The 23,156-nt window shown below is 48.6% G+C and carries 18 protein-coding genes; 13 read left to right on the forward strand and 5 right to left on the reverse strand.

Annotation, left to right across the window (positions count from 1 at the left end):
* Positions 1 to 252 precede the first annotated feature (252 nt).
* The gene (locus tag NFHSH190041_RS05450; RefSeq protein WP_261924274.1) at positions 253 to 1,719 is read right to left on the reverse strand and encodes an FAD-dependent oxidoreductase; all 1,467 of its coding nucleotides are present in this window, start codon (positions 1,717 to 1,719) and stop codon (positions 253 to 255) included.
* 4 nt (positions 1,720 to 1,723) lie between these two features.
* The gene (gene gltB, locus NFHSH190041_RS05455; RefSeq protein WP_261924275.1) at positions 1,724 to 6,172 is read right to left on the reverse strand and encodes a glutamate synthase large subunit; all 4,449 of its coding nucleotides are present in this window, start codon (positions 6,170 to 6,172) and stop codon (positions 1,724 to 1,726) included.
* A 413-nt stretch (positions 6,173 to 6,585) separates the two neighbouring features.
* Here gltB and NFHSH190041_RS05460 point away from each other — a divergent pair, with 413 nt between their 5' ends.
* From NFHSH190041_RS05460 to oxyR, 3 genes are all read left to right on the forward strand, one after another.
* Positions 6,586 to 7,578, forward strand: a complete 993-nt coding sequence (locus NFHSH190041_RS05460; protein WP_261924276.1) for a TIGR01212 family radical SAM protein — start codon at positions 6,586 to 6,588, stop codon at positions 7,576 to 7,578.
* Between the two features lie 272 nt (positions 7,579 to 7,850).
* Entirely contained in the window at positions 7,851 to 8,216 is a 366-nt protein-coding gene (locus NFHSH190041_RS05465; protein ID WP_261924277.1) for an Hpt domain-containing protein, read from the forward strand.
* 376 nt (positions 8,217 to 8,592) lie between these two features.
* Entirely contained in the window at positions 8,593 to 9,498 is a 906-nt protein-coding gene (gene oxyR / locus NFHSH190041_RS05470; protein ID WP_261924278.1) for a hydrogen peroxide-inducible genes transcriptional activator OxyR, read from the forward strand.
* 262 nt (positions 9,499 to 9,760) lie between these two features.
* On the opposite strand, the gene NFHSH190041_RS05475 is transcribed toward oxyR, so the two are convergent.
* Entirely contained in the window at positions 9,761 to 10,831 is a 1,071-nt protein-coding gene (locus NFHSH190041_RS05475; RefSeq protein ID WP_261924279.1) for an adenylate/guanylate cyclase domain-containing protein, read from the reverse strand.
* 222 nt (positions 10,832 to 11,053) lie between these two features.
* Positions 11,054 to 11,722, reverse strand: coding sequence for a DNA mismatch repair endonuclease MutH (mutH, locus tag NFHSH190041_RS05480; RefSeq protein ID WP_261924280.1), 669 nt, complete (start codon positions 11,720 to 11,722; stop codon positions 11,054 to 11,056).
* A gap of 827 nt (positions 11,723 to 12,549) precedes the next feature.
* Here mutH and rppH point away from each other — a divergent pair.
* The 10 genes from rppH (at position 12,550) to NFHSH190041_RS05530 (ending at position 21,378) form a co-directional block, all read left to right on the forward strand.
* Entirely contained in the window at positions 12,550 to 13,068 is a 519-nt protein-coding gene (gene rppH, locus NFHSH190041_RS05485; protein ID WP_261924281.1) for an RNA pyrophosphohydrolase, read from the forward strand.
* 21 nt (positions 13,069 to 13,089) lie between these two features.
* On the forward strand, positions 13,090 to 15,339 hold the full coding sequence (gene ptsP / locus NFHSH190041_RS05490; protein ID WP_261924282.1) for a phosphoenolpyruvate--protein phosphotransferase: 2,250 nt from the start codon (positions 13,090 to 13,092) through the stop codon (positions 15,337 to 15,339).
* A gap of 71 nt (positions 15,340 to 15,410) precedes the next feature.
* Positions 15,411 to 16,211, forward strand: a complete 801-nt coding sequence (locus tag NFHSH190041_RS05495; protein ID WP_261924283.1) for a sulfite exporter TauE/SafE family protein — start codon at positions 15,411 to 15,413, stop codon at positions 16,209 to 16,211.
* Between the two features lie 45 nt (positions 16,212 to 16,256).
* Positions 16,257 to 17,063 (forward strand): prolipoprotein diacylglyceryl transferase, encoded by an 807-nt coding sequence (lgt, locus tag NFHSH190041_RS05500; RefSeq protein ID WP_261924284.1) that lies wholly within the window; start codon positions 16,257 to 16,259, stop codon positions 17,061 to 17,063.
* Positions 17,063 to 17,857, forward strand: a complete 795-nt coding sequence (gene thyA / locus NFHSH190041_RS05505) for a thymidylate synthase (RefSeq protein ID WP_261924285.1) — start codon at positions 17,063 to 17,065, stop codon at positions 17,855 to 17,857. The genes lgt and thyA overlap by 1 nt, the downstream gene beginning before the upstream one ends.
* 121 nt (positions 17,858 to 17,978) lie before the next feature.
* Positions 17,979 to 19,154, forward strand: a complete 1,176-nt coding sequence (nhaA, locus tag NFHSH190041_RS05510) for a Na+/H+ antiporter NhaA (RefSeq protein ID WP_261924286.1) — start codon at positions 17,979 to 17,981, stop codon at positions 19,152 to 19,154.
* Positions 19,151 to 19,534, forward strand: coding sequence for a hypothetical protein (locus NFHSH190041_RS05515; RefSeq protein WP_261924287.1), 384 nt, complete (start codon positions 19,151 to 19,153; stop codon positions 19,532 to 19,534). Before nhaA ends, NFHSH190041_RS05515 begins: the two co-directional genes overlap by 4 nt.
* Before the next feature lie 68 nt (positions 19,535 to 19,602).
* Positions 19,603 to 20,511, forward strand: coding sequence for a transcriptional activator NhaR (gene nhaR, locus NFHSH190041_RS05520; protein ID WP_261924288.1), 909 nt, complete (start codon positions 19,603 to 19,605; stop codon positions 20,509 to 20,511).
* Positions 20,512 to 20,570: 59 nt separating this feature from the next.
* Positions 20,571 to 20,810: a succinate dehydrogenase assembly factor 2 gene (locus NFHSH190041_RS05525; protein WP_261925049.1), complete on the forward strand. Its 240-nt coding sequence runs from the start codon at positions 20,571 to 20,573 to the stop codon at positions 20,808 to 20,810.
* Between the two features lie 58 nt (positions 20,811 to 20,868).
* On the forward strand, positions 20,869 to 21,378 hold the full coding sequence (locus NFHSH190041_RS05530; protein WP_261924289.1) for a protein YgfX: 510 nt from the start codon (positions 20,869 to 20,871) through the stop codon (positions 21,376 to 21,378).
* 99 nt (positions 21,379 to 21,477) lie between these two features.
* Here NFHSH190041_RS05530 and nadB read toward each other — a convergent pair whose 3' ends face one another.
* A complete protein-coding gene (gene nadB / locus NFHSH190041_RS05535; protein ID WP_261924290.1) occupies positions 21,478 to 23,088 on the reverse strand; it encodes an L-aspartate oxidase in 1,611 nt (536 codons plus the stop codon).
* Positions 23,089 to 23,156: the final 68 nt, after the last annotated feature.

Genomic DNA, 23,156 nt, shown 5'->3' on the forward strand with positions numbered 1-23,156 from the left:
TAAAAGATAAGAAAGTAAAATTGGCGCTCACTATAGCACAGGCCAGCATGATTGCAGCGGCCGCCCCGGCTGTTTGCCAATAAATCATCCGCCTTTTTTGGGGCGTGCGCGATAGTAAAGTCGTGGCAGTGGTGATGCGCTCACGCACATCTTTTGTCCTAGTCATTTCTGGGGCAATCGTCAGGATCAAGGAGTGGGGCGGCGGTACTCTTTGTGATGCATTCCTTGCTTAGCCGCCCGGCTTATAGGGAGTTAAGTGGTCGGGCTGGTGGCCTTCTGTTGCCGTGCTGAAGTGGTGTTAGGGGGTTCACTTTGAGCCAGATAGTCCAGTATGCCGCCAGCAGCATCGCGTCCTTGCGCGATGGCGGTAACCACTAAATCTGAGCCTCTGACTATGTCTCCCCCAGCAAAGACTTTGGGATTGGTGGTTTGCAGTGTTATATCGTCAGTTGAGGCCATAACTCGACCAGCAGCATCTAACTGGATACCAAACTCTTTTAGCCAAGGCGCTGGATTAGGCTGAAAACCAAAGGCAACAATAACAGCATCGGCCTTAAGCTGTTGCTCACTGTCTGCTATTGGCTCAGGTCGACAGCGGCCTGAATTATCAGGCTTACCCAACGCCGTGCGGCAACAGGTGAGACCTATAACCTGACCCGCATTATCGCTATCAATAGCCAGTGGCTGACGGTTAAACAGAAACTGCACCCCCTCCTCTTTGGCATTAGCCACTTCTCGGCGAGAGCCGGGCATATTGGCTTCATCCCTGCGGTATACACAAGTGACGGAGGCTGCATTTTGGCGCACTGCGGTGCGAACACAGTCCATTGCCGTGTCTCCGCCGCCGAGTACCACGACGTGTTTTCCGGCCATGGACAGATAAGGCGTATCAGCACTGTTACTACCCATTAAGCGGTGGGTATTGCCAATGAGATAGGGGAGGGCTTGAATCACCCCGACAGCCGCTTCGCCGGGTAGACTGGCAGGGATGGCAGCATAAGTGCCCATGCCCAGAAAAACGGCGTCATATTCTGCCAATATGTCAGCAAAAGCGAGGTCGCGGCCAATATCGACATTCAGACGGAATTCAATTCCCATCCCTTCCAGCAGAGCTCGGCGGGTGGCGATAACATGTTTATCCAGTTTAAAGGCGGGAATGCCGTAAGTGAGCAGGCCACCAATTTGTGGGTATTTATCATATACCACGGGACGGATCCCATTACGGGCCAAAATATCTGCACATCCCAGGCCAGCGGGCCCGGCACCTATGATGGCCACTTTTTCTTTTCTTGGCGCCACAGCGGATAGATCCGGTTGCCAGCCTCGGGCGATGGCGGTATCTGTGATGTATTTTTCCACATTGCCAATGGTGACTGCGCCAAATTCATCATTTAGGGTACAGGCGCCTTCACATAACCTGTCTTGAGGGCAAACTCTGCCACAGATCTCCGGCAGCGTGTTCGTGGCATGGACCAGTTCTGCCGCTTCCATGATCCGATCCTGCTTAATCAGCTGCAGCCAGTTAGGAATATAATTGTGCAGCGGACATTTCCATTCACAGTAAGGGTTGCCGCAGTCAAGGCAACGATCAGCTTGCTGGCGTACTTGTTCGGCCTCATAGGGGCGGTAGATCTCAATAAACTGACTTTTCCGCCGTTTGGCTGGATGTTTGGCCGGATCTTCACGCTGTAAGGTAAGAAACTGAAAGTCGTTTGCCATGGCCTTATCCTCCGTTGATCGCTAATACTTGTCCACTTTGCCCGTGCTTCAGTAGATCTGCCATGGCCAGATGTTTGGGTTTGACCAATACAAAACAATCTAACCAGTTGTCAAAGTCACTGAGCAACATGGCGGCATGCTCACTGCCGGTATGGCGGGCATGGGCCTCAATCAATCCTTTAAGATGGGACTGGTGAATAGGGTTCTCTAACTGATGCGCCGCAACCAGTTCAGGATTTAGGCGTTTATGAAACTCACCAAACTGGTCAAATACATAGGCAAATCCCCCTGTCATGCCGGCGCCAAAGTTGACTCCGGTTTTACCCAACACAGTAACAATACCGCCAGTCATATATTCACAACCGTTATCTCCCACTCCCTCAACAACGGCGATAGCACCTGAATTTCGCACGGCAAAACGCTCTCCGGCTTGCCCGGCAGCAAACAAATGCCCGCCGGTAGCACCATAAAGACAGGTATTACCGATAATGGCAGAACGTTCGGTTTTAAAGTGGCTGCCAAGGGGAGGGTGTAGCACTAGTTGGCCGCCAGACATCCCTTTACCGACATAATCATTGGCATCGCCAATCAGCGTCAGCGCCATTCCTGGGCTATTCCACACACCAAAGCTTTGTCCGGCTGTTCCCTGAAAGGTGAGCGCTAAAGGTTGATGACATCCTTTGACCCCATGGTGGCGGGCAATATAACCAGCCAGCGCCGCCCCGACAGAGCGGTCGGTATTATTAATTTTAAACTGGGCACTTAGCCCGAGATCTTGCTCAATAGCTTGTTGGCAATGGCTAAGTAGCGTCTGATTTAACCGTCCAGGATCTGCTGGAGTATTACATTCTTGCCAGCGGTTGGTGCTGTGCGCGTGTACTGGCGGTGTCTCTAATAGAGCTGATAAGTCCAGTCCCTGCTGTTTATCGGTTTCTCCGGGCAGGGTATCGAGTAGATCTGTGCGGCCGATCAACTGCTCAAAATGATGGATGCCCAGCTTGGCCATCCATTCGCGCACATCTTGGGCAACAAACTCAAAGTAAGCCATCACCTGTTCTGGCTTGCCGTGAAAGTGCTGTTGGCGCAAAGTTTCATGTTGAGTGGCTACGCCGGTGGCGCAGTTATTGAGATGACAAATCCGCAGGTATTTGCAACCAAGGGCAATCATGGGCACAGTGCCAAAGCCGAAGCTCTCGGCCCCCAGTAAAGCTGCTTTAATTACATCCAAGCCGGTTTTTAATCCGCCATCAGCTTGCAAGCGAATTTTATGGCGTAGACCATTGCGGATTAGCGCCTGATGTACTTCGGCTAATCCCAGCTCCCAAGGGCTGCCGGCATATTTTACTGAAGTCAGTGGACTGGCACCGGTTCCGCCATCATAACCAGATACTGTGATCATATCGGCATAGGCTTTGGCTACCCCGGTGGCAATGGTGCCAATGCCCGGCTCAGAGACGAGTTTGACAGAAACCATTGCGGTGGGATTGATCTGCTTGAGATCGAAAATCAGCTGAGCTAAATCCTCAATGGAATAAATGTCATGGTGTGGTGGTGGCGAAATCAATGTCACCCCGGGGCGGGCATAGCGTAGCGCGGCAATATCCACACTGACTTTGTCCCCAGGTAACTGTCCGCCTTCACCGGGTTTTGCCCCTTGGGCAATTTTTATCTGCAAAACATCGGCATTAATCAGGTAGTGGGCGGTGACCCCAAAGCGGCCGGAGGCGATCTGTTTAATGGCTGAGTTACGCAGTGTATTAAAACGGCGAGGATCTTCCCCCCCTTCACCAGAGTTGGAGCGTCCACCCAGTCGATTCATGGCAATAGCCAGTGCTTCATGGGCCTCTGGACTTAATGCCCCGATACTCATGGCGGCAGTATCAAAACGCGGATAAAGGGATTGTGCCGCTTCAATACTGTCCAGCGGCAGTGGTGTATCGGCGAGGGATAGCGTTAATAAATCCCGCAGTGTGGCTACGGGGCGCTGATCAACTCGCTGAGCAAAGCGGCGGTATGCCTGATAATCATGTTGGCGCAATGCTTGTTGTAGTTCGCTGACTACATCTGGATTAAAACAGTGGTATTCACCGCGAGCGACATATTTTAGTAACCCGCCCTGGGGGAGCGGTTTATGGGGGGCAAAGGCTTGCTGATGCAGTTTGGCTTGATCCGCTGCCAGTTGGGTAAATCCGGCGCCTTGAATACGGCTGATAACCCCATTGAAGCACAGTTTAATCACATCATCGGCCAGTCCCACTGCTTCAAATTGTTGGCTGCAACGATACGAGCCGACGGTACTGATGCCCATTTTGGACATAATTTTGCGTAGTCCCTTATCAATCCCCTGACGGTAATTGAGCATCAATGTGCGGGTATCATTCAATTGTTGTTGCTGCGCCAGTGCCGCGATGGACTCATATACCAGATAGGGATAGATAGCGGTGGCACCAAATCCCAGTAATACGGCAAAGTGGTGTGGATCTCGGGCTGAGCCGGTTTCAACAATGATATTTGTGTCACAGCGTAGGCTCTTATCCACCAGACGTTGTTGGACAGCGCCAACGGCCATGGCGGCCGGGATTAACTGGGTGTTAGCGGTGATTAGTCGGTCAGACAGGATCAGCAGTGTCGTGCCGGTACGAGCCAGTTTTTCCGCTTCATCGGTGATGCGGGCAATGGCGCAGGCTAGCCCTTCATCAGGTCGGTAACTGAGTTGTAGGGTGTCGGCGCGATAGTTGGTTTTATCCAGTGTCATCAACTGACTAAAATCACTGAATAGTAACACTGGGGATTCAAACATGACCCGGTAGGCGTTACCTGTGGTTTCGTTGAACAGGTTTTGCTCACGACCGATACAGGTGGTGAGTGACATCACATGTTTTTCTCGCAGCGGATCGATGGCCGGGTTGGTGACCTGGGCAAACTTTTGCCGGAAATAATCATACAAACTGCGAGTGTGGCGAGATAACACTGCCATTGGCGTGTCATCTCCCATGGAGCCGGTTGCCTCTTCTCCCTTACTGGCTAATACCCAAATGATTTGCTCCAGTTCTTCACGGCTATAACCAAACAGCTTTTGAAATTGCAGCAGTGCTTGGGGTGAGAACTCACTGTTGCCGTGCTGCGCTGACGGTACCTGGCTTGCTGGCGTGAGGGTTTGAGAGTTTTTAGCCATCCATTGCTTATAGGGATGACGGCGCTTGAGATCATTATCAATTTCAAATGACTGATACAGTCGACCATCTAAGGTATCGAGAACCAGTAATTCACCTGGGCCAACGCGGCCTTTTTCGATCACTTCATCCGGGCCATAATCCCAGATGCCGATTTCTGAGGCGAGGGTGAGGATCCTGTCTTTAGTGATGACATAACGGGAAGGGCGCAGCCCATTGCGGTCCACCGCGCAGGCGGCATGGCGTCCATTGGTCATCACAATCCCCGCCGGGCCATCCCAAGGTTCCATATGCATGGAGTTAAAATCATAAAAGGCTTTAAGATCATCATCCATTTCTGGATTGCTTTGCCATGCTGGCGGGATCAATAGTCGCATGGCTCGGTAGAGATCCATGCCCCCAGATAACAGCATTTCTAGCATATTGTCCAAGGAAGATGAGTCTGAGCCGCTTTCGTTGACAAAGGGAGCCGCCTGCTGCAGGTCTGGCAACAGTGGGGAGTTGAATTTGTATGCTCTGGCTCTTGCCCATTGGCGGTTGCCGGTAATGGTATTAATTTCGCCATTATGGGCTAGATAACGAAATGGTTGGGCTAAAGGCCATTTGGGTGAAGTATTCGTCGAAAAACGCTGGTGAAACAGACAGATGGAACTTTGTAAACGAATATCTGCTAAGTCGAGATAAAAGGTCGGCAGGGTCGCAGGCATCATCAAGCCTTTATAGACAATCACCTGACCGGATAGGCTGGCAACATAAAAGTCCTTATCTTCAGTGAGTTGCTGCTCCAGCCGACGTCTGGCCATATATAAGCGGCGTTCTAAATCTTTTTCTCGCCAGCCAATCGGAGAGTTGATCAGTACTTGGTATATACGGGGCAGTGTGTGACGGCCAATGGGCCCAAGGGCATCGGGATTGATAGGAACTTTACGCCACCCTGCAATGCTGAGGGTTTCTTTTTCCAGTTCTTGTGCCAAGAGTTGTTGGGCATGTTCGGCTTTTGTGTCATCTTGGCTGAGAAATAACATGCCAACGGCAAATTTACGGCTCAGATGCCAGTCATTTTCTGCCGCAATGGCGGTAAAAAATTTAACTGGCAGTTGCATCAGTAGGCCACAGCCATCACCGGTTTCACCGTCAGCTGCGATACCGCCCCGGTGTTTCATTCGATCTAAACCATGGATAGCGGTACGAACAATGCGGTGACTGGGCTCACCGTCCATTTGGGCGATCAGGCCAAACCCACAGTTATCCCGTTCAAAACTAGGATGATACAGACTCATTGGACACCTCCCTGACAAAATCCCGTCCCTATGGTTCAGAGACCATGCTTTGATACCACCTGAGGGAGCCTATTGACGCTTGCTATCGTTAGCGTCCGAGCCCATCAAATTATCCATTGCTCAATAAAACGTCAATTTAAAAATGATATTAAGTCATATTTTTTCACTTTTTATATAGATTGTTGGCTGGGTTTTACTAATGGTTTTGATTTTATCTATATGATAAATATAGATTATATTACTCATGATGATAATTTTACTTTGTTTATAAAGTCATAAAATATGCATTTTTACCCAATCGTGGTATTGGTGATGTTTGTGACAAAAAGGTAAAACTTGCAGGTTGACCATGACGTATTGCGCTGCATTTTTTAAAATACCCCCCATTTTCTTCTGTCTGGCGGGATGTCGCTGTGGGACTAGATCAATACGTCAATACATTCGGGGCCGTGTGCAAAGCTAAATACGGTGCTCGGGTAAAGAAACTGACCATAGATGCCAAATTTACCTGTCCTAACCGGGATGGCACCCTAGGGCGCGGTGGTTGCACTTTTTGCAATGTGGCTTCTTTTAGTCATGAGATGGGCTCACCTTTGACCATTTCACAGCAGTTAGCCCAAGGCAAGGCTAGTTTGCAGGATAAACGTGCCCGTAAAGTCGGCAGTGCTAAAGGAATTTCAGATAAATATATTGCTTACTTTCAAGCGTATACCAGTACATATGATGAATATCAGTTGCTGAAACAACGCTATGATGAAGCCATAATGGACGCGGATATTGTCGGGTTAAGTGTAGGGACCCGACCTGATTGTGTTCCGGATACTGTGCTGGATTTACTGCTGGATTATCAGCAGCAAGGGTTGGATGTTTGGTTGGAACTGGGACTGCAGACGGCTAATGATGTAACCTTGAAACGCATTAATCGTGGCCATGATTTTGCGGTTTATTTAGATACGGTTACCCGTGCAAGGCGGCGTGGGTTGAAAGTCTGTACTCACCTTATTCTTGGCTTGCCAGGTGAAGAGCACAGCGATTATATGCACACGTTAGATAAGGTGCTGCAAGCTGGGGTTGACGGGTTGAAAATTCATCCACTTCATGTGGTAGAGGGCAGTACTATGGCAAAAGCTCTGCGGGCTGGGCGGATGTCGCTACTGACGCTGGAGGATTATGCGACCAGTGTTGGCGAGATGATTCGAACCATTCCTGCAGAGGTGATCCTCCACCGCGTAACAGCCTATGCGAAAAAACCTATGTTGCTGGGGCCGGATTGGTGCCAGTTTCGTTGGAATGGGCTGGTGGCGATTGTGGATAATTTGCGCCAGTTTGGGGGGCAGGGGTGTCATACGGCGCGGCCATTTATAACGGATTGCAACCTTGATAGTGAGATTTGTTCGCAGAAATAAACAACTGCATCTGCCTATGGCTATATGAGTAAAAAATCCCAACAGTAAAAGTTATTAAAGTGTTAAGTTTTATTAAGTTTGTCTGAGTAGGGTTGTAACCAGTTGCGCAGCAGCGTTTAGTCGGTATGATGAGCGGTATTCATCGACTATCTGTTTTTTATTGTGATATCTGAATAAGCCGTCTGATGTTTATGTGAGGGATATATTCCTAACTTACGGTTTTTATTCAGATAAGTGCATTGGCTGATTTACCGTATTTGAGGGGGCCATCAATGGCAACAACTAAACTGGACAATATTCTCGATCTGAACACCTTGGAGCAATACTGCAGTGCTATCGGTGCCGGTACCTTGCTTAAAAGTGTAGTGTTATTTGAACAGTTGATGCCGGAATATGTTGCTAATTTGGTTAAGGCAGATGCTGCAGGGGAAAAAGATACCTTGTGCGCAGAGGCACATAAATTTAAAGGTGCGGCAGGCTCTGTGGGGCTAAAACGGATCCAGCAGCATGCTCAGTTATTGCAGCATGGCGAAGCTTCTGATTGGCAAGAGATGCATGGGCGCTGGCTTAGTGTGATTGTGGAGCACGCCCAGTCTGATTTGGCCATGTTGAAAGATTACTTGGAAGCTAAGATCTAGTAACTGTCTATTTACCGTAACTGGTTTGCTGGCTGAGCAGTAAGCTGTAATAAATGGCGCTGTGCCTATTTAGGCGCAAGCGTCATTTTTTATTTGTACAGCTTGTCATGCTGGTGATGAGTTAATCTATTGGCGGCATGAGCTTGCTGTAAACCTGCAATCACTATGATGTATTAGCCACTGTGGTCATCGTCAGTGATGATGGCGGTAAAACTGGTTTTAATTTGTACAACTGTTCGGTTTTTACCATTAGGCTGACCGAATTGTCCGATAAGAGTCACATTCCTATTGCCTAGAGCGCTTTGCGGTAAAGTGAAATATGGTAGAGTGCATACAGCAAAAAATTCGGTACTAAATGAGCAAGGCAATCGAATAAATGAAACATTTACCGAGTCTGAAAAACCTTTTTTACCTGGTTAATCTGCATCAAGAACAGAATTTTAACCGGGCTGCTAAGGTTTGTCATGTCAGTCAATCAACCCTGTCCAGTGGGATTCAGAATCTGGAAGAGCAGCTGGGACACCAGCTTATTGAGCGGGATCATAAATCATTTATGTTTACTGCTATCGGCGAAGAAGTGGTACTGCGTTCACGTAAACTGCTGACCGACGTTGATGATTTGGTGGAGTTGGTACGGAACCAGGGCGAGCCGATGACAGGCGAAATCCGTTTGGGTTGTATTCCTACCATTGCGCCGTTTCTGCTAAGCCGGGTGGTGCGCCATTGTCAGAGTCATTTTCCTAATTTGACGCTGTTATTAAAAGAAGATACAACAGATCGTTTGCTTGAGGCCTTAGGTAAAGGTGAGTTGGATCTGTTGCTATTAGCACTACCTGTTGACACCCGTGGTTATCACAGTATGAAAGTTGGGCTCGATCCTTTCAAAATGGTGGTGCACAAAGATCTTCAGGGGGCATTTGTTGAGCCTGTGGATTATCAGATGTTGCCCGATGAGAGTATTTTCTTGTTGCAGAATGAGCACTGTATTACCGGGCATGCCATTAGTGCTTGTCAGTTACGTGACAGTGCGAAAGTGAATCCATTTGCTGCCACCAGTTTGCATACCTTGGTGCAGATGGTAAACAGTAAGCTGGGTACTACCTTCTTACCGCAGATGGCGATTGATGCCGGGATCTTAAAAGACACTGATCTGAAAGTGATTAACCCGCCGGGAGAAGCCCCTTATCGGGATATTGGTTTGGTCTGGCGTCAAACTACTAGCCGTATTTCCACTTTCCGTACCTTAGGGTTGGAAATTGAGAAGTTATTGCAGGAAAAATAACCTGCCACTTTGTCGTTGCTAAAAAACCTCCTGCGGGAGGTTTTTTTGTTTTTACGCACTGAAGAAGAACCGGGAACAATGTACTTTATTTTGTGTGGCATTGTTTTACATTGCATACTACTAACGTGGTTAGCGGACTTTATTTCAGGTGCGCAGGTACTCAGCTAAAACAGCTGGACAGCCAAACCGTGGACATCAAATGGCTATAAATAGTTGGGTTGAGATTGTGGGTGGATGACAGTTAGTGAGGATGCTGATGCAATCAGAGTTTGGGGGATACGCCGTAGACAATGGTGGAATGTTGTTTACCTTTGAGCTTGACCGGTCCCAAATTATGCAAATCATAACGACTGTCACTGCTATCGAGTCGAGCCGCTAGATTACCTGAGATCAGCATGCGTTGGCCGAGTGGATTACACTGGTCTTGTAGTCTTGCCAAGGTGTTGAGCACATCGGAGAAGAAACTGATTTCCTGCTTGTGTACGCCAACCACCGCAGCAACAACCTGACCACAGTGCGCCGCCGCTTTGAATTTGGGTACAAAGCCATAATGCTCTTCAAAGTATTGGCGTTGCCAATTTAATTGTTGACTGAATTCAAAGTAAATGTTCATACACCTATCATGAACAATACCTTCTTCTAGTGGCCAGTGGATCAGCACCGCATCGCCCATATAACGGTAAATTTCCGCTTCATTATTGGATACCGTATCGGCCAATAAACTAAAACTGTCTTGAATTAGGCGGCTAAAGCGGTAGTCACCTAAAGACTCAGCATGGGTCGTCGACGCCACCATATCCAGATATAGAAATAAACGCTGTTCATATCTTGGCTTGTGGTATTTCCCCATACCAATATTCATCAGTACTCTGGGGCCAACCAATAACCCCATTTGCTCAATAAACGCGAGCCCAACCCGCACTACCACCAAGTAAACGATTAACGCCTGAAATGAGGGGGTATAGAGAATGTGGACAGTGAGCATTTGCCTGAGGGTCGCCATATGATTTTCAATGGCCCACATATTCAAAAACTGGGTGATATAGGCCAGTGTTGTGGCCCCAAGCAGCAAAAACAGCCCTTTGAATATCACAGAGAAAACATAAGGAAGTCGGTTAATCGCTGAGAAGTCGGCGATAAGGTTGGATAACCAATGCAGACTGCCGAAGATGATCCCCATATAGATAGCCAGAGTGGCCAGATCTCCTGAGCCAACGGCCCATTGGGGAAGATCCGGTGTCTGCGCGTAGCGGAAAAATACAAAGGCGGCCATGGAGGCCGTCCACGCTAGGATGGCAAACACCAGTTTTTTGGCCTGACGACTCGCTCTCACTGACTACTATTTACTCTGGAGGTGAAGCTGCTGCGAAGAGCAGTTAGTGTATTAATATCCCGATGTCTTTTCCAGCCGGTATTGTGATCTGTGTCAAGGTAAAGGCAGATGAAGTGCCGATTTTTGCATAATTTACCGGATTCTATGCCCAGAGCCATCAAAATCCGATGAAAATGCCGGAATAATTGAAAAACCAACAAAAAGATCTGTTAAAGCTGTGAGTTAGCCAAAGGTTTTTGCCAAAATAGCGGCCGTAAATTGGGTTTTTAAATAAAAGCCTCTGGGGTTGGTAAGTCGGATACTGCCATCGGCAGCAATACATTCAGTCAGCACTCGGCTGTTAGCCGCTTTGGGACGAAGTTGTAAGACCTCGCCATGTCTGGCGGTGATTTTGTCTACTTGACCTGTCGCTATCATCTCCATTAATTCTTCCCAATCCTGTTGTAGTAGGGACAATTCCTGCGCATCAGGTTGCCATAAAATCCCTGTGCCGATACAACGCTGTGCAATGGGGATGTGTCGCTCTCCCTGCACTGGGATCCAGAGTACCCGTTGTAATTTGTGATACACCAAACTTTGTTGCCATTGCATGCCCTGAATATTGGTGAGTGGTGTGACGCAGACATAAGTGGTTTCTAATGGTTTTCCCCGGCTATCGATGGGGATGGTTTTTAGCTCTACGCCTAGATGTAAAAAATCCTGCTCCGGTCTGGAGCCTGCCGTCGCCCCCAGTTCCAGTTCCAACAATTGCCCTATCCAGCCTTTATCGCGCCGAAGATCCTTTGGCACCGATAGTTGATGGGATTGTGCTAATTGGCCTAATGTCACTCCGGCAATGGCATCGACCCGCTGCATCAGTTCTTCTAGGCTGGCTGGCGGTGAAATGGCCATAGTGTTTCCTTATGCTTTGTTTCTGTTTGTATGATCCGGTCAACATCATGTTTCCGGCGGTGTTTGGAATTATATCAGTTGGGCGCTGATATGGTGTTTATCCTGTTTATGGAGATAAAGTGGGAAATAGATAGGAATAAATTGCGTCAAGTTAGGCGATGAAAAAATAGCATGGTGGGTATGCTATTGCCGGTTGGTTAAAAAATAACCGCAAAATATGTATTAATCTAACGAGTGGCGTATTTTTTTTAAGTATTTGAATATAAACAATATAAATTTAAATTCATATTGATGTATCTGCAATAAAAACAGTTACGCGCTGATTTCCCCTACCTTCCGCACATAGTTATCCACAGAATTATGGGATAACTGTATGGTGTTAATCACATTTTAGCTGGCTGATTTTTCTGTGTTGTTATAGAGACCGCGGATTTTTTGTGCCATCAGGCTTGACAATGTGAATAAGTGTTGGGCAGAGACAAATAAAAAGGCATGGGTGAAAATTTATGCTTTTTGTTCTGCTTGTCGCCATATTAAGTTGAGTTTAATAAATATATTAATATAAATCAGTATCTTGCTCGTTGTTTGGCTTAAGTCACATTTTTTGCTTATCTGATTGAATGGCTGAAAAATACCATTGTTGTTGAGTTGCAAACAGAGTTATCCACAGATTTTGTGGATAATAATGACGAACATTGCCCTTTGCTTGTTGATAAGCCTAGTTTGGAAATAGCTTTATCCAAAAATCCGTTAAAAATAGAGGTTTGCTGCTATTGCTCCTTTGTGAAACAATCGGGGCATTAAAATTTGTGTACTTTGGAGTCCATGTGATTGATAGCGACGGCTTTCGCGCAAATGTGGGCATCATCATCTGTAATAAATTCGGTCAGGTCATGTGGGCCCGACGTTTCGGACAACATTCATGGCAATTCCCCCAAGGCGGAGTTGATGACGGCGAAACGCCAGAACAAGCTATGTATCGAGAGCTTTATGAGGAAGTTGGGTTGAAGCCGGAACATGTGCAGATCCTGACCTCAACCCGCTCTTGGTTGCGTTATCGTTTGCCTAAGCGTTTGGTGCGTCAGGACAGTAAACCAGTCTGCATCGGTCAGAAGCAAAAGTGGTTTTTATTACAGTTGAAAAGCCAGGATCAGGCCATTGATTTAACCCTGTCTGGACATCCGGAATTTGATGACTGGCGTTGGGTCAGTTATTGGTATCCGGTGCGTCAGGTAGTGTCATTCAAACGGGATGTGTACCGTAAAGTGATGAAAGAGTTTGCCGCCACGGCACTGCCATTTCAGGTGCGGGAAAATCACCGACGGCGAACTAAACAACGTAACTGATTTCAAAAGGGGATTGAAACAGTGTTAACTACGCTCAGGGATATTACACAGGCCGTGGCCGGTGCGGCCAGTCTAGAGGAGGCGTTAACACTGTTGGTTCGCCGGACCAACGCGGCGATGCAGACCCATTGCTGCTCTGTTTATCTGTTGGAGCAAGGGAAACTACTCCTGTCGGCTACAGATGGGTTAGCCAAATCTGCTGTAGGACAGGTGACCATATCATTAGGCGAGGGGCTGGTTGGTACAGTCGCCCAGCGCGGTGAATTACTCAATTTAGCTCAGGCGCAGTCTCACCCCCGCTTTAAAGTCTGTCCGGAAGTGGCAGAAGACGCATTTCAGGCCTTTTTGGCCGCCCCTATTATCTATCAGCAAAGATTACTTGGCGTGATCCTCGTGCAGCAGGAAGCGGCGCGCCAATTTAGTGAAGGGGAAGAAGCCTTTTTACTGACGCTAGCGGCCCAGTTAGCCATGGCGATTAATAATGTGCGCCGTAAGCGAGCACTTCCACATCCAGGGCAGCAGAGTGTGTTTCGTGGCACCTGTGCCAGTCGCGGAATTGCCATTGCTAAGGGATTGGTGCTGGGCGGGGAAATTTCGCTAGAACAAGCGCAGCAGCGTTGTGATGATATTACCGCAGAGCTGATGCGGCTCGAACAGGCGCTTAGCCGCAGTAAGGCGGCGCTAACCGCGCTATTACAGCGATTTGAACATAATGCTGATGATGAGGTCAGTAATATTGTTTCGGCGCTGATTATGCTGTTGGATGAGCAAAGTCTGGGCGGCGAGTATCTGCAAGAAGTACAGGCCGGGTGGCAAGCCGAGTCTGCGGTGAGTCGTGTTTCTATGCGTTATATCGCCCAGTTTGCGGCGATGGATGATGCGTATCTTAAAGAGCGGGCGCGGGATATTCGTGAACTGGGTCAACGGGTGCTGCGCCAGTTGATTGAACCGGGGAAAGTGCGCTTAGCACCGGATAAGCCGGTAATTTTAATTGCCAGGGAAGTGGATATTGGACTCTTAGTTGAGTTTCCGCAGCAAAAATTGGCAGGCATTGTCACTGAGTTAGGCGGCGTGAATGCTCATGTGGCGATTGTGGCTCGGGCTTTGGGGATCCCGGCACTGACAGGGGTTGAGGCGGTGCTAGACGGGCTGGAGCCTGACACGTTAGAGCAGGTCGAGCTGGTGCTAAATGCCAGCCGAGGGCAGTTACTGATCGGGCCTTCCGCGGTCGTATTGCGAGAATACCGCGCCTTATTGGAGTCGGAAAAGGCGCTGGCTCGGCGTTATGCTGCAGAATTGACCTTACCGGCAGAAACATTGGATAAGCAGCGTATTCATTTGCATCTTAATGCCGGACTGATCAGTGGTATGGAGAATACCATTGCTGACGGGGCCGATGGTATCGGACTGTACCGGACGGAAATTCCCTTTATGCTGGAGCAGCGTTTTCCCAGCGAATCTGAACAGGTCAAAGTCTATCGTCAAGTACGCCGGGCGGTCGGTAGCCGACCGGTTGTGATGCGTACTTTGGATATTGGCGGCGATAAACCCTTGCCTTACTTCCCCATCAAGGAGGAAAATCCGTTCTTGGGGTGGCGTGGGATCCGGCTGTCATTAGATCATCCGGAATTATTCCTGGTACAGCTGCGGGCGATGATGCGGGCATTTTCCAGTGGCGGTAAGCTGTCGGTGCTTTTCCCTATGGTAAGCTCGGTGGCTGAAATTGATATGGCGCTGTGTTACTTCAATCAAGCTTTTGCTGAAGTAAAAGCTGAATTGGATGGTCAGCTATCTCGTCCCCGGGTTGGAATTATGCTCGAGGTGCCGGCATTGTTATATCAACTGCGTGAAGTGGCACTGCGGGTGGACTTTGTGTCAGTCGGTACCAATGATTTGACCCAATATCTGCTGGCGGTAGATCGCAATAACCCCAGTGTCAGCAGTCTGTTTGACAGTTTTCATCCCGCATTACTACGGGCGCTCCAGCGTGCCCGGTTTGACTGTGGACAATATGGATTGGATGTCAGTGTTTGCGGTGAGCTGGCCGGGGAACCCATGGGGGCACTGTTATTAGTGGCGATGGGGTATAGCCAATTAAGTATGAACCAGGACAGTTTGGCACGCATCAACTATCTGCTGCGACGGGTTTCTTGTGGTGAGCTGAGTAACTTGCTTGATATTGCTTTAGAGCAAGATGATGCCCAGGATGTTCGTGAGATTGTGCGGGAATATCTCGACTCTCGGCACTTATTAACGCTGGTTAATCAATAAGAACTGCCACTTAGGCAGATGATGACACCCAGAGCTTCAGTGTTATTTATGGGTGTAATTAAGGGATCGCCGTGGAAAATATTATCTGGGTGTTCAGCCTATGTCTGGGCCTTGGCGCGTTTGTCGGCTTTATGGCTGGTTTGCTGGGGATTGGCGGGGGGCTGATTATTGTACCTGCGTTGCTGTACCTATTACCTAAAGCTGGTATTACGGTTGCCCAACTCCCTCATATTGCGATTGCGACCTCCTTGGCAGCAATTATTCTCACTTCTTTTTCTTCCACCCGCGCACACCACAAACGTCAAAATATTGATTGGCATATTTTGCTGCGTATGTTGCCGGGCATTTTATGCGGGGCGCTGCTGTCTGGCTTTGTTGCTGAGCTGATTCCTGCCACCAGATTACAACAGGCTTTTGCTGTATTTGTGATGTTAATGGCGGTGCAGATGACTTTCCCGTTTCGGCCTGATGCGGGGCGCGCATTGCCGGGTAATATCGTCTTGTTTGCCATTACGCTGCTTATCGCTATGATAGCCGGCCTGATGGGGATTGGTGGCGGGGTACTTTTGGTGCCGTTTCTGAGTTGGTGCGGAATGCAGATGCGTTTTGCCGTCGGGGTATCTTCTGCGGTGGGGCTGTTTATCGCCTTGAGCGGCAGTCTCGGGTATATTGTTGCCGGTTGGGCCGTTCCCGGGTTACCCGTGGGGACGTTAGGGTATGTCTATCTGCCTGCGCTGGCTGGGATTGTGATGACATCAGTGTGGGCTGCGCCTTGGGGCGTTAAGGCGGCGAGTACCTGGCCAACGCCGGTGCTGAAAAAGATTTTTGCTTTGTTGTTATTGGTGATTGGCCTGAAGCTGATGCTGGGCTGATTGTGGTGTTAAATTACCCGTTTTACGGGTTTGGTTGGAAGTTTTATGGCGTTGACATATCCCCATATTGACCCGATTATCGTGTCATTCGGGCCTTTTCATATTTTTGGTGAAAGCTTTGAGCCAGCACTACGCTGGTATGGCTTTATGTATCTGGTGGGATTTGTAGCCGCAATGTGGCTGTTAAACCGCTATGCCGACCGTTCGAAGGGGCTTTGGAATCGGGATCAGGTCTCTGATCTGCTGTTTTATGCCTTTCTTGGGGTGATCCTCGGGGGTCGTATTGGTTATGTGCTGTTTTATAACTTTGATCTTTTCTTGGCTAACCCACTGTATCTGTTCAAAATCACCGAAGGTGGCATGTCGTTCCACGGTGGTATGATTGGTGTGATTTTGGCCATGTGGTACATTGCCCGCAAACAAGGTCGTACTTTTTTCCAGGTGGCGGATATGGTCGCACCTGTGGTACCGATTGGTTTGGGTGCTGGCCGGATCGGCAACTTTATCAATGGTGAGCTGTGGGGACGCGTGACTGATGTGCCTTGGGCCATGGTGTTTCCTAGTGGTGGGCCTTATCCACGTCATCCCTCTCAATTGTATGAATTTGCATTGGAAGGTGTGGCGCTGTTCATTTTATTGAACTGGTACAAGCGTAAGCCGCATCAGGCCGGTGCCGTGTCCGGTATGTTCTTGGTCGGTTACGGAATTTTCCGTTGCTTGGTGGAGACAGTGCGCCAGCCTGATGCTCAGGTCGGTTTCTTCCTGAGCTATGTAACAATGGGACAGATTTTATCAATCCCTATGATTTTGTTTGGTTTATATTTAATTTTTCGGAAGCAGGGTAATAACTGATGCAACAATATTTGGACTTAATGCAGCACATTCTTGATAACGGCACTGAGAAATCAGACCGGACCGGGACAGGTACCCGCTCTGTGTTTGGCCATCAGATGCGGTTTGATTTGAATGAAGGCTTTCCTTTGGTGACCACCAAGAAATGCCATCTGCGTTCCATCATTCATGAGTTGCTTTGGTTTTTGAAAGGCGAGACCAATATCAAGTATCTGCATGATAACAATGTCAGTATTTGGGATGAGTGGGCTGATGAAAATGGTGATTTGGGCCCAGTATATGGCGCGCAATGGCGCAGTTGGCCAACCCAGTCTGGCGACGCTATTGACCAGATAAGCCAGGTGATCGAGCAGATAAAAACGCAGCCAGACTCCCGTCGTTTGATTGTGTCAGCCTGGAATGTGGGTGAATTGGATAAGATGGCTTTGGCACCTTGCCATGCATTTTTCCAGTTCTATGTGGCCGACGGGAAATTGTCTTGTCAGCTGTATCAGCGCAGTTGTGATGTGTTTTTAGGACTGCCATTCAATATTGCTAGTTACGCCTTACTGACCATGATGGTGGCGCAACAGTGTGATTTAGCACTGGGTGATTTTGTTTGGACTGGCGGTGATACTCATCTGTATTCCAACCATATGGAACAGACTGCGCTGCAATTGAGCCGTGAGCCTAAAGCATTACCTAAGATGACGATTCTGCGTAAACCTGAATCGATTTTTGACTATAAATTTGAAGATTTTGAGTTGACTGGATACGAGCCTCATCCCCACATTAAGGCACCAGTCGCTATCTGATCTCAGCAGGTTTCAGGGATGAACACCTCGGAAATTCCGATGTTTGAGGTAGAAACTTGCGATTTTTTAAAGAAATTGAATTTGGCTAGACTCATCACATTGTGATTTTTCGGAGTAGGTTATGGAAAGGGCGATTAGAAATTTTTTAAGTCAGGAGTCGGCGGGGGGCATTTTACTGCTGATTGCAGTAGCATTTGCCATGCTGATGGCAAACTCCCCGTTATCCGGTCTGTATGAAGGATTTCTTGATACGCCTATGCAGGTGCGCCTAGGCGCCTTGGATATTCACAAGCCCTTATTGCTGTGGATTAATGATGGTTTGATGGCGATTTTCTTCTTGCTGATTGGCCTAGAGGTGAAGCGTGAATTGCTGGAAGGGGCTCTTTCCAGTGTCGCGAAAGCCTCTTTACCTACCATCGCTGCGGTTGGTGGCATGCTGGTCCCTGCGGCGTTTTATCTGCTGTTCAATATGGATGATCCTGTGACCCGCGCGGGTTGGGCAATTCCTGCCGCAACAGATATTGCCTTTGCATTAGGGATTATGGCGCTGTTGGGAAGCCGGGTGCCGGTGGCGCTGAAAGTATTTTTGCTGGCGCTTGCCATTATTGATGACTTGGGCGTGATTGTGATTATTGCCCTGTTTTATAGCAGTGATCTTTCCATGCTCAGTTTGGCTATTGCTGCTGTTGCTGTGTCAGGTTTATTTATTATGAACCGCCGCGGTATTACCGCACTTGCCCCATACGCTGTGATTGGCACCATTCTTTGGGTTGCGGTATTGAAATCTGGGGTGCACGCCACCTTAGCCGGCGTCATTATCGCTTTTGCTATCCCGCTGCGAGGGAAAGATGGCAGCTCGCCTTCAGAGAGTCTTGAGCACAGTCTGCATCCTTGGAGCACCTTTATGATCCTGCCTATCTTTGCATTTGCCAACGCAGGGGTGCCGCTTGGGAATATGAGTCTAGATACGTTGTTTTCGCCAGTGCCACTGGGGATCGCAACAGGTTTGCTGCTGGGTAAACCTATTGGCGTAATGCTGTTTAGTTATTTAGCGGTGAAGCTTAAGTTGGCTGAGTTGCCGGCCGGGATAAGCTGGCGGCATATTTTCCCAGTGGCAGTGATGTGCGGGATTGGTTTTACTATGTCGATGTTTATTGCTTCTCTGGCATTTGAACACGGCAGTAATAGCTATGGTGATCTGTCGCGACTGGGGATCCTTATGGGGTCTATGTTGGCCGCGGTAATCGGTTACCTGTGGTTGTCAAAAGTGCTACCGGAACAAGGAGAAAAAGAATGAAAAAACAACTTTTAGCTGTCACTTGCCTGGTGGGTTTTTCAGCGTTTGCTCAGGCAGATCCTCTCGCTGAATGTATTAAGGATGCCCGTACTCCGGTTTGCCAAGCTTATCTTGATGGTGTGGTGGATGGCGCACTAATGTACAAGCCTACTGCTGCAGGGGCGCGGTTGGAGACCAATGGTTATGAATCCCGTGCATTGAAATACCGTGGTGGTAAGCGTTATCAGGAAGCTAACCGTATGTTCTGTGCTGATCGTTTACCGGATCGTGATGCGCTGGTCTTAGGTGTCACTGAGGCATTCAGTAGTGGTGAAATTCGTGATCGCGCAGCATTGGAACAAGCTGTAAAAGAGCTGTTGCACTGCCAGCGATTGAATTAATGCGAATTCGCTGTGGATTGGATAGACTGTAAACCGCTCATTTGAGCGGTTTTTTTATGGATAACCCCATGTCTCATCTCAACTATAACCACCTGTATTATTTTTGGATGGTCAAGCGTAAAGGCTCTGTCGTTAAGGCGGCTGATGCCTTGTGTCTGACGCCGCAGACAGTGACTGGCCAGATTAGGGCGTTGGAAGGGCGACTCAATGGCGAACTGTTTACCCGGGTTGGCCGTAATCTAGAGGCGACAGAGCTGGGGCAGCTGGTCTTTCGGTATGCAGATAAGATGTTTAACCTGAGTTACGAGCTAATGGATATCCTCAATTATCAGCAAGATGAATCGGTATTGTTTGAAGTGGGGATTGCTGATGCGCTGTCTAAAACCCTGTCCAGTCGTATTTTGTTGGCAGGTTTTCCCGATGATGGCAGTTTACATCTAGCATGCTATGAAGCGACCCATGAATTACTGATGAGTCGTTTACGGGAGCACAAATTGGATATGATTTTATCTGATTGTGCTGGCGGTTCGTTGCAGTATCCTGAAATCTTGTCGAAAAAATTGGGTGAATGTGGGATAGGTTTTTTTGCCGCCGGAGAAGTCCCTGGAGAGTTTCCCGCTTGCCTAGAGCAGGTGCCTTTGCTTATTCCTGGAAAGCGTACGTCTATGGGGCAGCAGTTACATCGCTGGTTTGATGATAATGGCTTAAATGTGCGGATCTTAGGAGAGTTTGATGACTCAGCCATGATGAAGGCTTTCGGTTTTTTCCGGCAGGGGATTTTTGTGGCACCATCGATTTATAAACAAGATATCTTTGATCAAAATATTTCCCTCATTGGGGAGACCCATGAGGTGCGGCAGGAATATCATGTGATGTTTGCTGAGCGTATGATCCAGCATCCCGCATTAAAGCGGTTGCTCGCGACAGATTTTAGTGATTTGTTTGCAGGTAAAGACCCGGGGATCGCCGGGCTATAGCAGAATAAATTGGCCACAGGGCCATGAAGAAAAGCAAGGAGTTGACTGTGTCTGAGCTGATGAGTTTGTCCCGGGTAAAATGGGCTTGTCGAAGAGGTATGCTCGAGTTAGATGTGTTGTTTGAGCCTTTTGTTAACCAGCACTATACAGGCTTAAATGAGCAGGATAAAGCCTGTTTTGTCCGTTTACTGTCCTGTGAGGACCCAGAATTATTTGCCTGGTTTATGGGTCATGAAACTTGTCCGGATGCGGAGCTGGCGCAGATGGTGATTAAAGTGCGTGGTCGTGACGCAGCTTAATGATATTCCGTTGGGACGATATCGCGCCTGAGTATTGGGGCAAGAGGAGTTTTTGTTGATGACATCAACGAAAACTTCATCAGGCCGGGCACTGTCGTTAAGTTCGGGGCGCTGTTTTTATCTTCGGGCATCAGCTTATCAATATAGAACGTTGGTCTTGCTGTATTTGCTGGGGGCCATGATAGTGATATTACTGTGCCCGACTGACGTTGCTTTTATCTCCTCAGAGACCCTGACCGGGATATTGTGGCTGTTTGGCTTATGTTGGACATCTGTGTTGATCTGGCAGTGGGTTGCTTTACGGCATTGGCAGCACAGTATCACTTTGCTAGCGAGGCAAAAGCACGATAGTCAACCTCGGTTTTTACTTGATGGCATTGAAATGCAGTGTCACAAAACAAGCCGAGTGCTGCCTTGGTGTTCGCTACTATATTATCAGCAATATGATTTGCCCCAAGGTGAGCACATGGACTCTGGCAGAAAAAAGGTATTGTTAGTGTTTGCGGATATGCTCAGTGAGGACGATTATCGTTATTTATGTCGGTGGTTGCTGGACTCTGCACGTTAAAACAATTGGCATAACAGTATGAATAACTGTAATGAAAAACGGCGCAATAGTGCGCCGTTTTTTTGTTGCCTGGCCTTGAGCGGCACATGAGCAAGCCGATTAGTTTGGCTGCAGAATCGTTGGCTGAGGGTTATCCAGCTTTTCAGGATAATCCAGCGTGCAATGCAACCCGCGGCTTTCTTTGCGAGCCATGGCACAGCGGATAATCAATTCGGCAACTTGTACCAAGTTACGCAGTTCCAGTAGGTTGTTGCTCACACGGAAATTAGAGTAGTACTCATCAATTTCTTGTTGCAGCATCTGTACCCGGCGCAGCGCGCGCTCCAGCCGTTTGTCAGTACGGACAATCCCTACATAGTCCCACATAAAGAGGCGCAGTTCATGCCAGTTGTGGGCAATCACCACTTCTTCATCTGAGTTACAGACCTGGCTTTCATCCCAGTGTGGTAATGGACCAGGTAGCGGGATTTTTTCCAGTTGACTGCTGATATCTTCTGCCGCAGCACGGGCAAACACCAAACACTCAAGCAGCGAATTGCTGGCCAAGCGGTTGGCGCCGTGCAAGCCGGTGTACGCCACTTCACCGATAGCATATAAGCCGTTTAAGTCGGTTTGGCCATGCAGATCTGTCATTACCCCACCACAGGTATAGTGGGCTGCCGGTACCACAGGGATAGGCTCTTTAGCCATATCAATCCCTAGGGCGAGACAACGTTGATAAATAGTGGGGAAATGTTTAACGATAAATTCTTTCGGCTTATGACTGATGTCTAAGAAGACACAGTCGGCTCCGAGGCGTTTCATTTCAAAGTCGATGGCGCGGGCAACAATATCCCGTGGTGCCAGTTCAGCACGTTCATCAAATTCAGGCATAAAACGGGTACCGTCCGGACGCTTGAGATAAGCGCCTTCACCACGCAGGGCTTCGGTCAACAGGAAGTTGCGAGCTTCAGGGTGATACAGACAGGTGGGATGAAACTGATTAAATTCCATATTGGCGACGCGACATCCTGCACGCCACGCCATGGCAATACCATCGCCGCTGGCAATATCCGGGTTGGAGGTATACTGATACACCTTAGAGCTACCGCCTGTGGCCAGCACCACAAACCGAGCGCGGATAGTTTCTACATGTTCTTGCTGTCGGTTCCAGACATAAGCACCAATAACGCGGTTACCGCTACGGCCCAGTTTACGGGTCGTAATCAGGTCGATGGCATTATAGCGCTCGAGCACGGTGATATTGGGATGGTGTAGAACGCGGTCTTGCAGGGTGAGTTGGACTTCTTTGCCGGTAGCATCTGCAGCGTGGAAAATCCGTCTGTGGCTGTGGCCACCTTCCCGGGTCAGGTGATATGGCGCATTGGCTTGATCCTGACTGTTTTCCTCTTTATCAAAGGCAACGCCGGAATCAATTAGCCACTGCATGGCTGCCCGGGCATTGGTGGCGGTAAAGGTGACGGCGGTTTCGTCACACAGTCCAGCTCCAGCGACCAAGGTATCGGCGACATGGGAAGCGATAGTATCTTCATCTTCCTTGTAAACCGAGGCGATGCCGCCTTGAGCGTAGTAAGTGGAGCCTTCTGACAAAGGTCCTTTGGAGAGAAGAATAATCTTGGCATTATCGGCCAGCTGCAGTGCCAGTGTCAGACCAGCGGCACCACCACCGATAACCAGAATATCAGATTGGTGTTCAACTGCTTGTTTCATCGGGTATCATGATTGGTCTGAAGGTTCGACCATGGTAAACCATCTTTTCTATTTCGAACGTGATCTTT

This window comes from Shewanella sp. NFH-SH190041, from assembly GCF_024363255.1.
In the GTDB taxonomy this organism is placed as follows: Bacteria; Pseudomonadota; Gammaproteobacteria; order Enterobacterales; family Shewanellaceae; genus Shewanella.

Coding starts and splice junctions, on each gene's coding strand:
- NFHSH190041_RS05515 (WP_261924287.1), top strand. CDS start 19,151: ATGAAAAAACAACTTTTAGCTGTCACTTGCCTGGTGGGTTTTTCAGCG.
- oxyR (WP_261924278.1), top strand. CDS start 8,593: ATGAAACATTTACCGAGTCTGAAAAACCTTTTTTACCTGGTTAATCTG.
- gltB (WP_261924275.1), bottom strand. CDS start 6,172: ATGAGTCTGTATCATCCTAGTTTTGAACGGGATAACTGTGGGTTTGGC.
- nadB (WP_261924290.1), bottom strand. CDS start 23,088: ATGAAACAAGCAGTTGAACACCAATCTGATATTCTGGTTATCGGTGGT.
- NFHSH190041_RS05525 (WP_261925049.1), top strand. CDS start 20,571: ATGAGTTTGTCCCGGGTAAAATGGGCTTGTCGAAGAGGTATGCTCGAG.
- nhaA (WP_261924286.1), top strand. CDS start 17,979: ATGGAAAGGGCGATTAGAAATTTTTTAAGTCAGGAGTCGGCGGGGGGC.
- mutH (WP_261924280.1), bottom strand. CDS start 11,722: ATGGCCATTTCACCGCCAGCCAGCCTAGAAGAACTGATGCAGCGGGTC.
- nhaR (WP_261924288.1), top strand. CDS start 19,603: ATGTCTCATCTCAACTATAACCACCTGTATTATTTTTGGATGGTCAAG.
- NFHSH190041_RS05465 (WP_261924277.1), top strand. CDS start 7,851: ATGGCAACAACTAAACTGGACAATATTCTCGATCTGAACACCTTGGAG.
- lgt (WP_261924284.1), top strand. CDS start 16,257: ATGGCGTTGACATATCCCCATATTGACCCGATTATCGTGTCATTCGGG.
- NFHSH190041_RS05530 (WP_261924289.1), top strand. CDS start 20,869: ATGACATCAACGAAAACTTCATCAGGCCGGGCACTGTCGTTAAGTTCG.
- NFHSH190041_RS05450 (WP_261924274.1), bottom strand. CDS start 1,719: ATGGCAAACGACTTTCAGTTTCTTACCTTACAGCGTGAAGATCCGGCC.
- thyA (WP_261924285.1), top strand. CDS start 17,063: ATGCAACAATATTTGGACTTAATGCAGCACATTCTTGATAACGGCACT.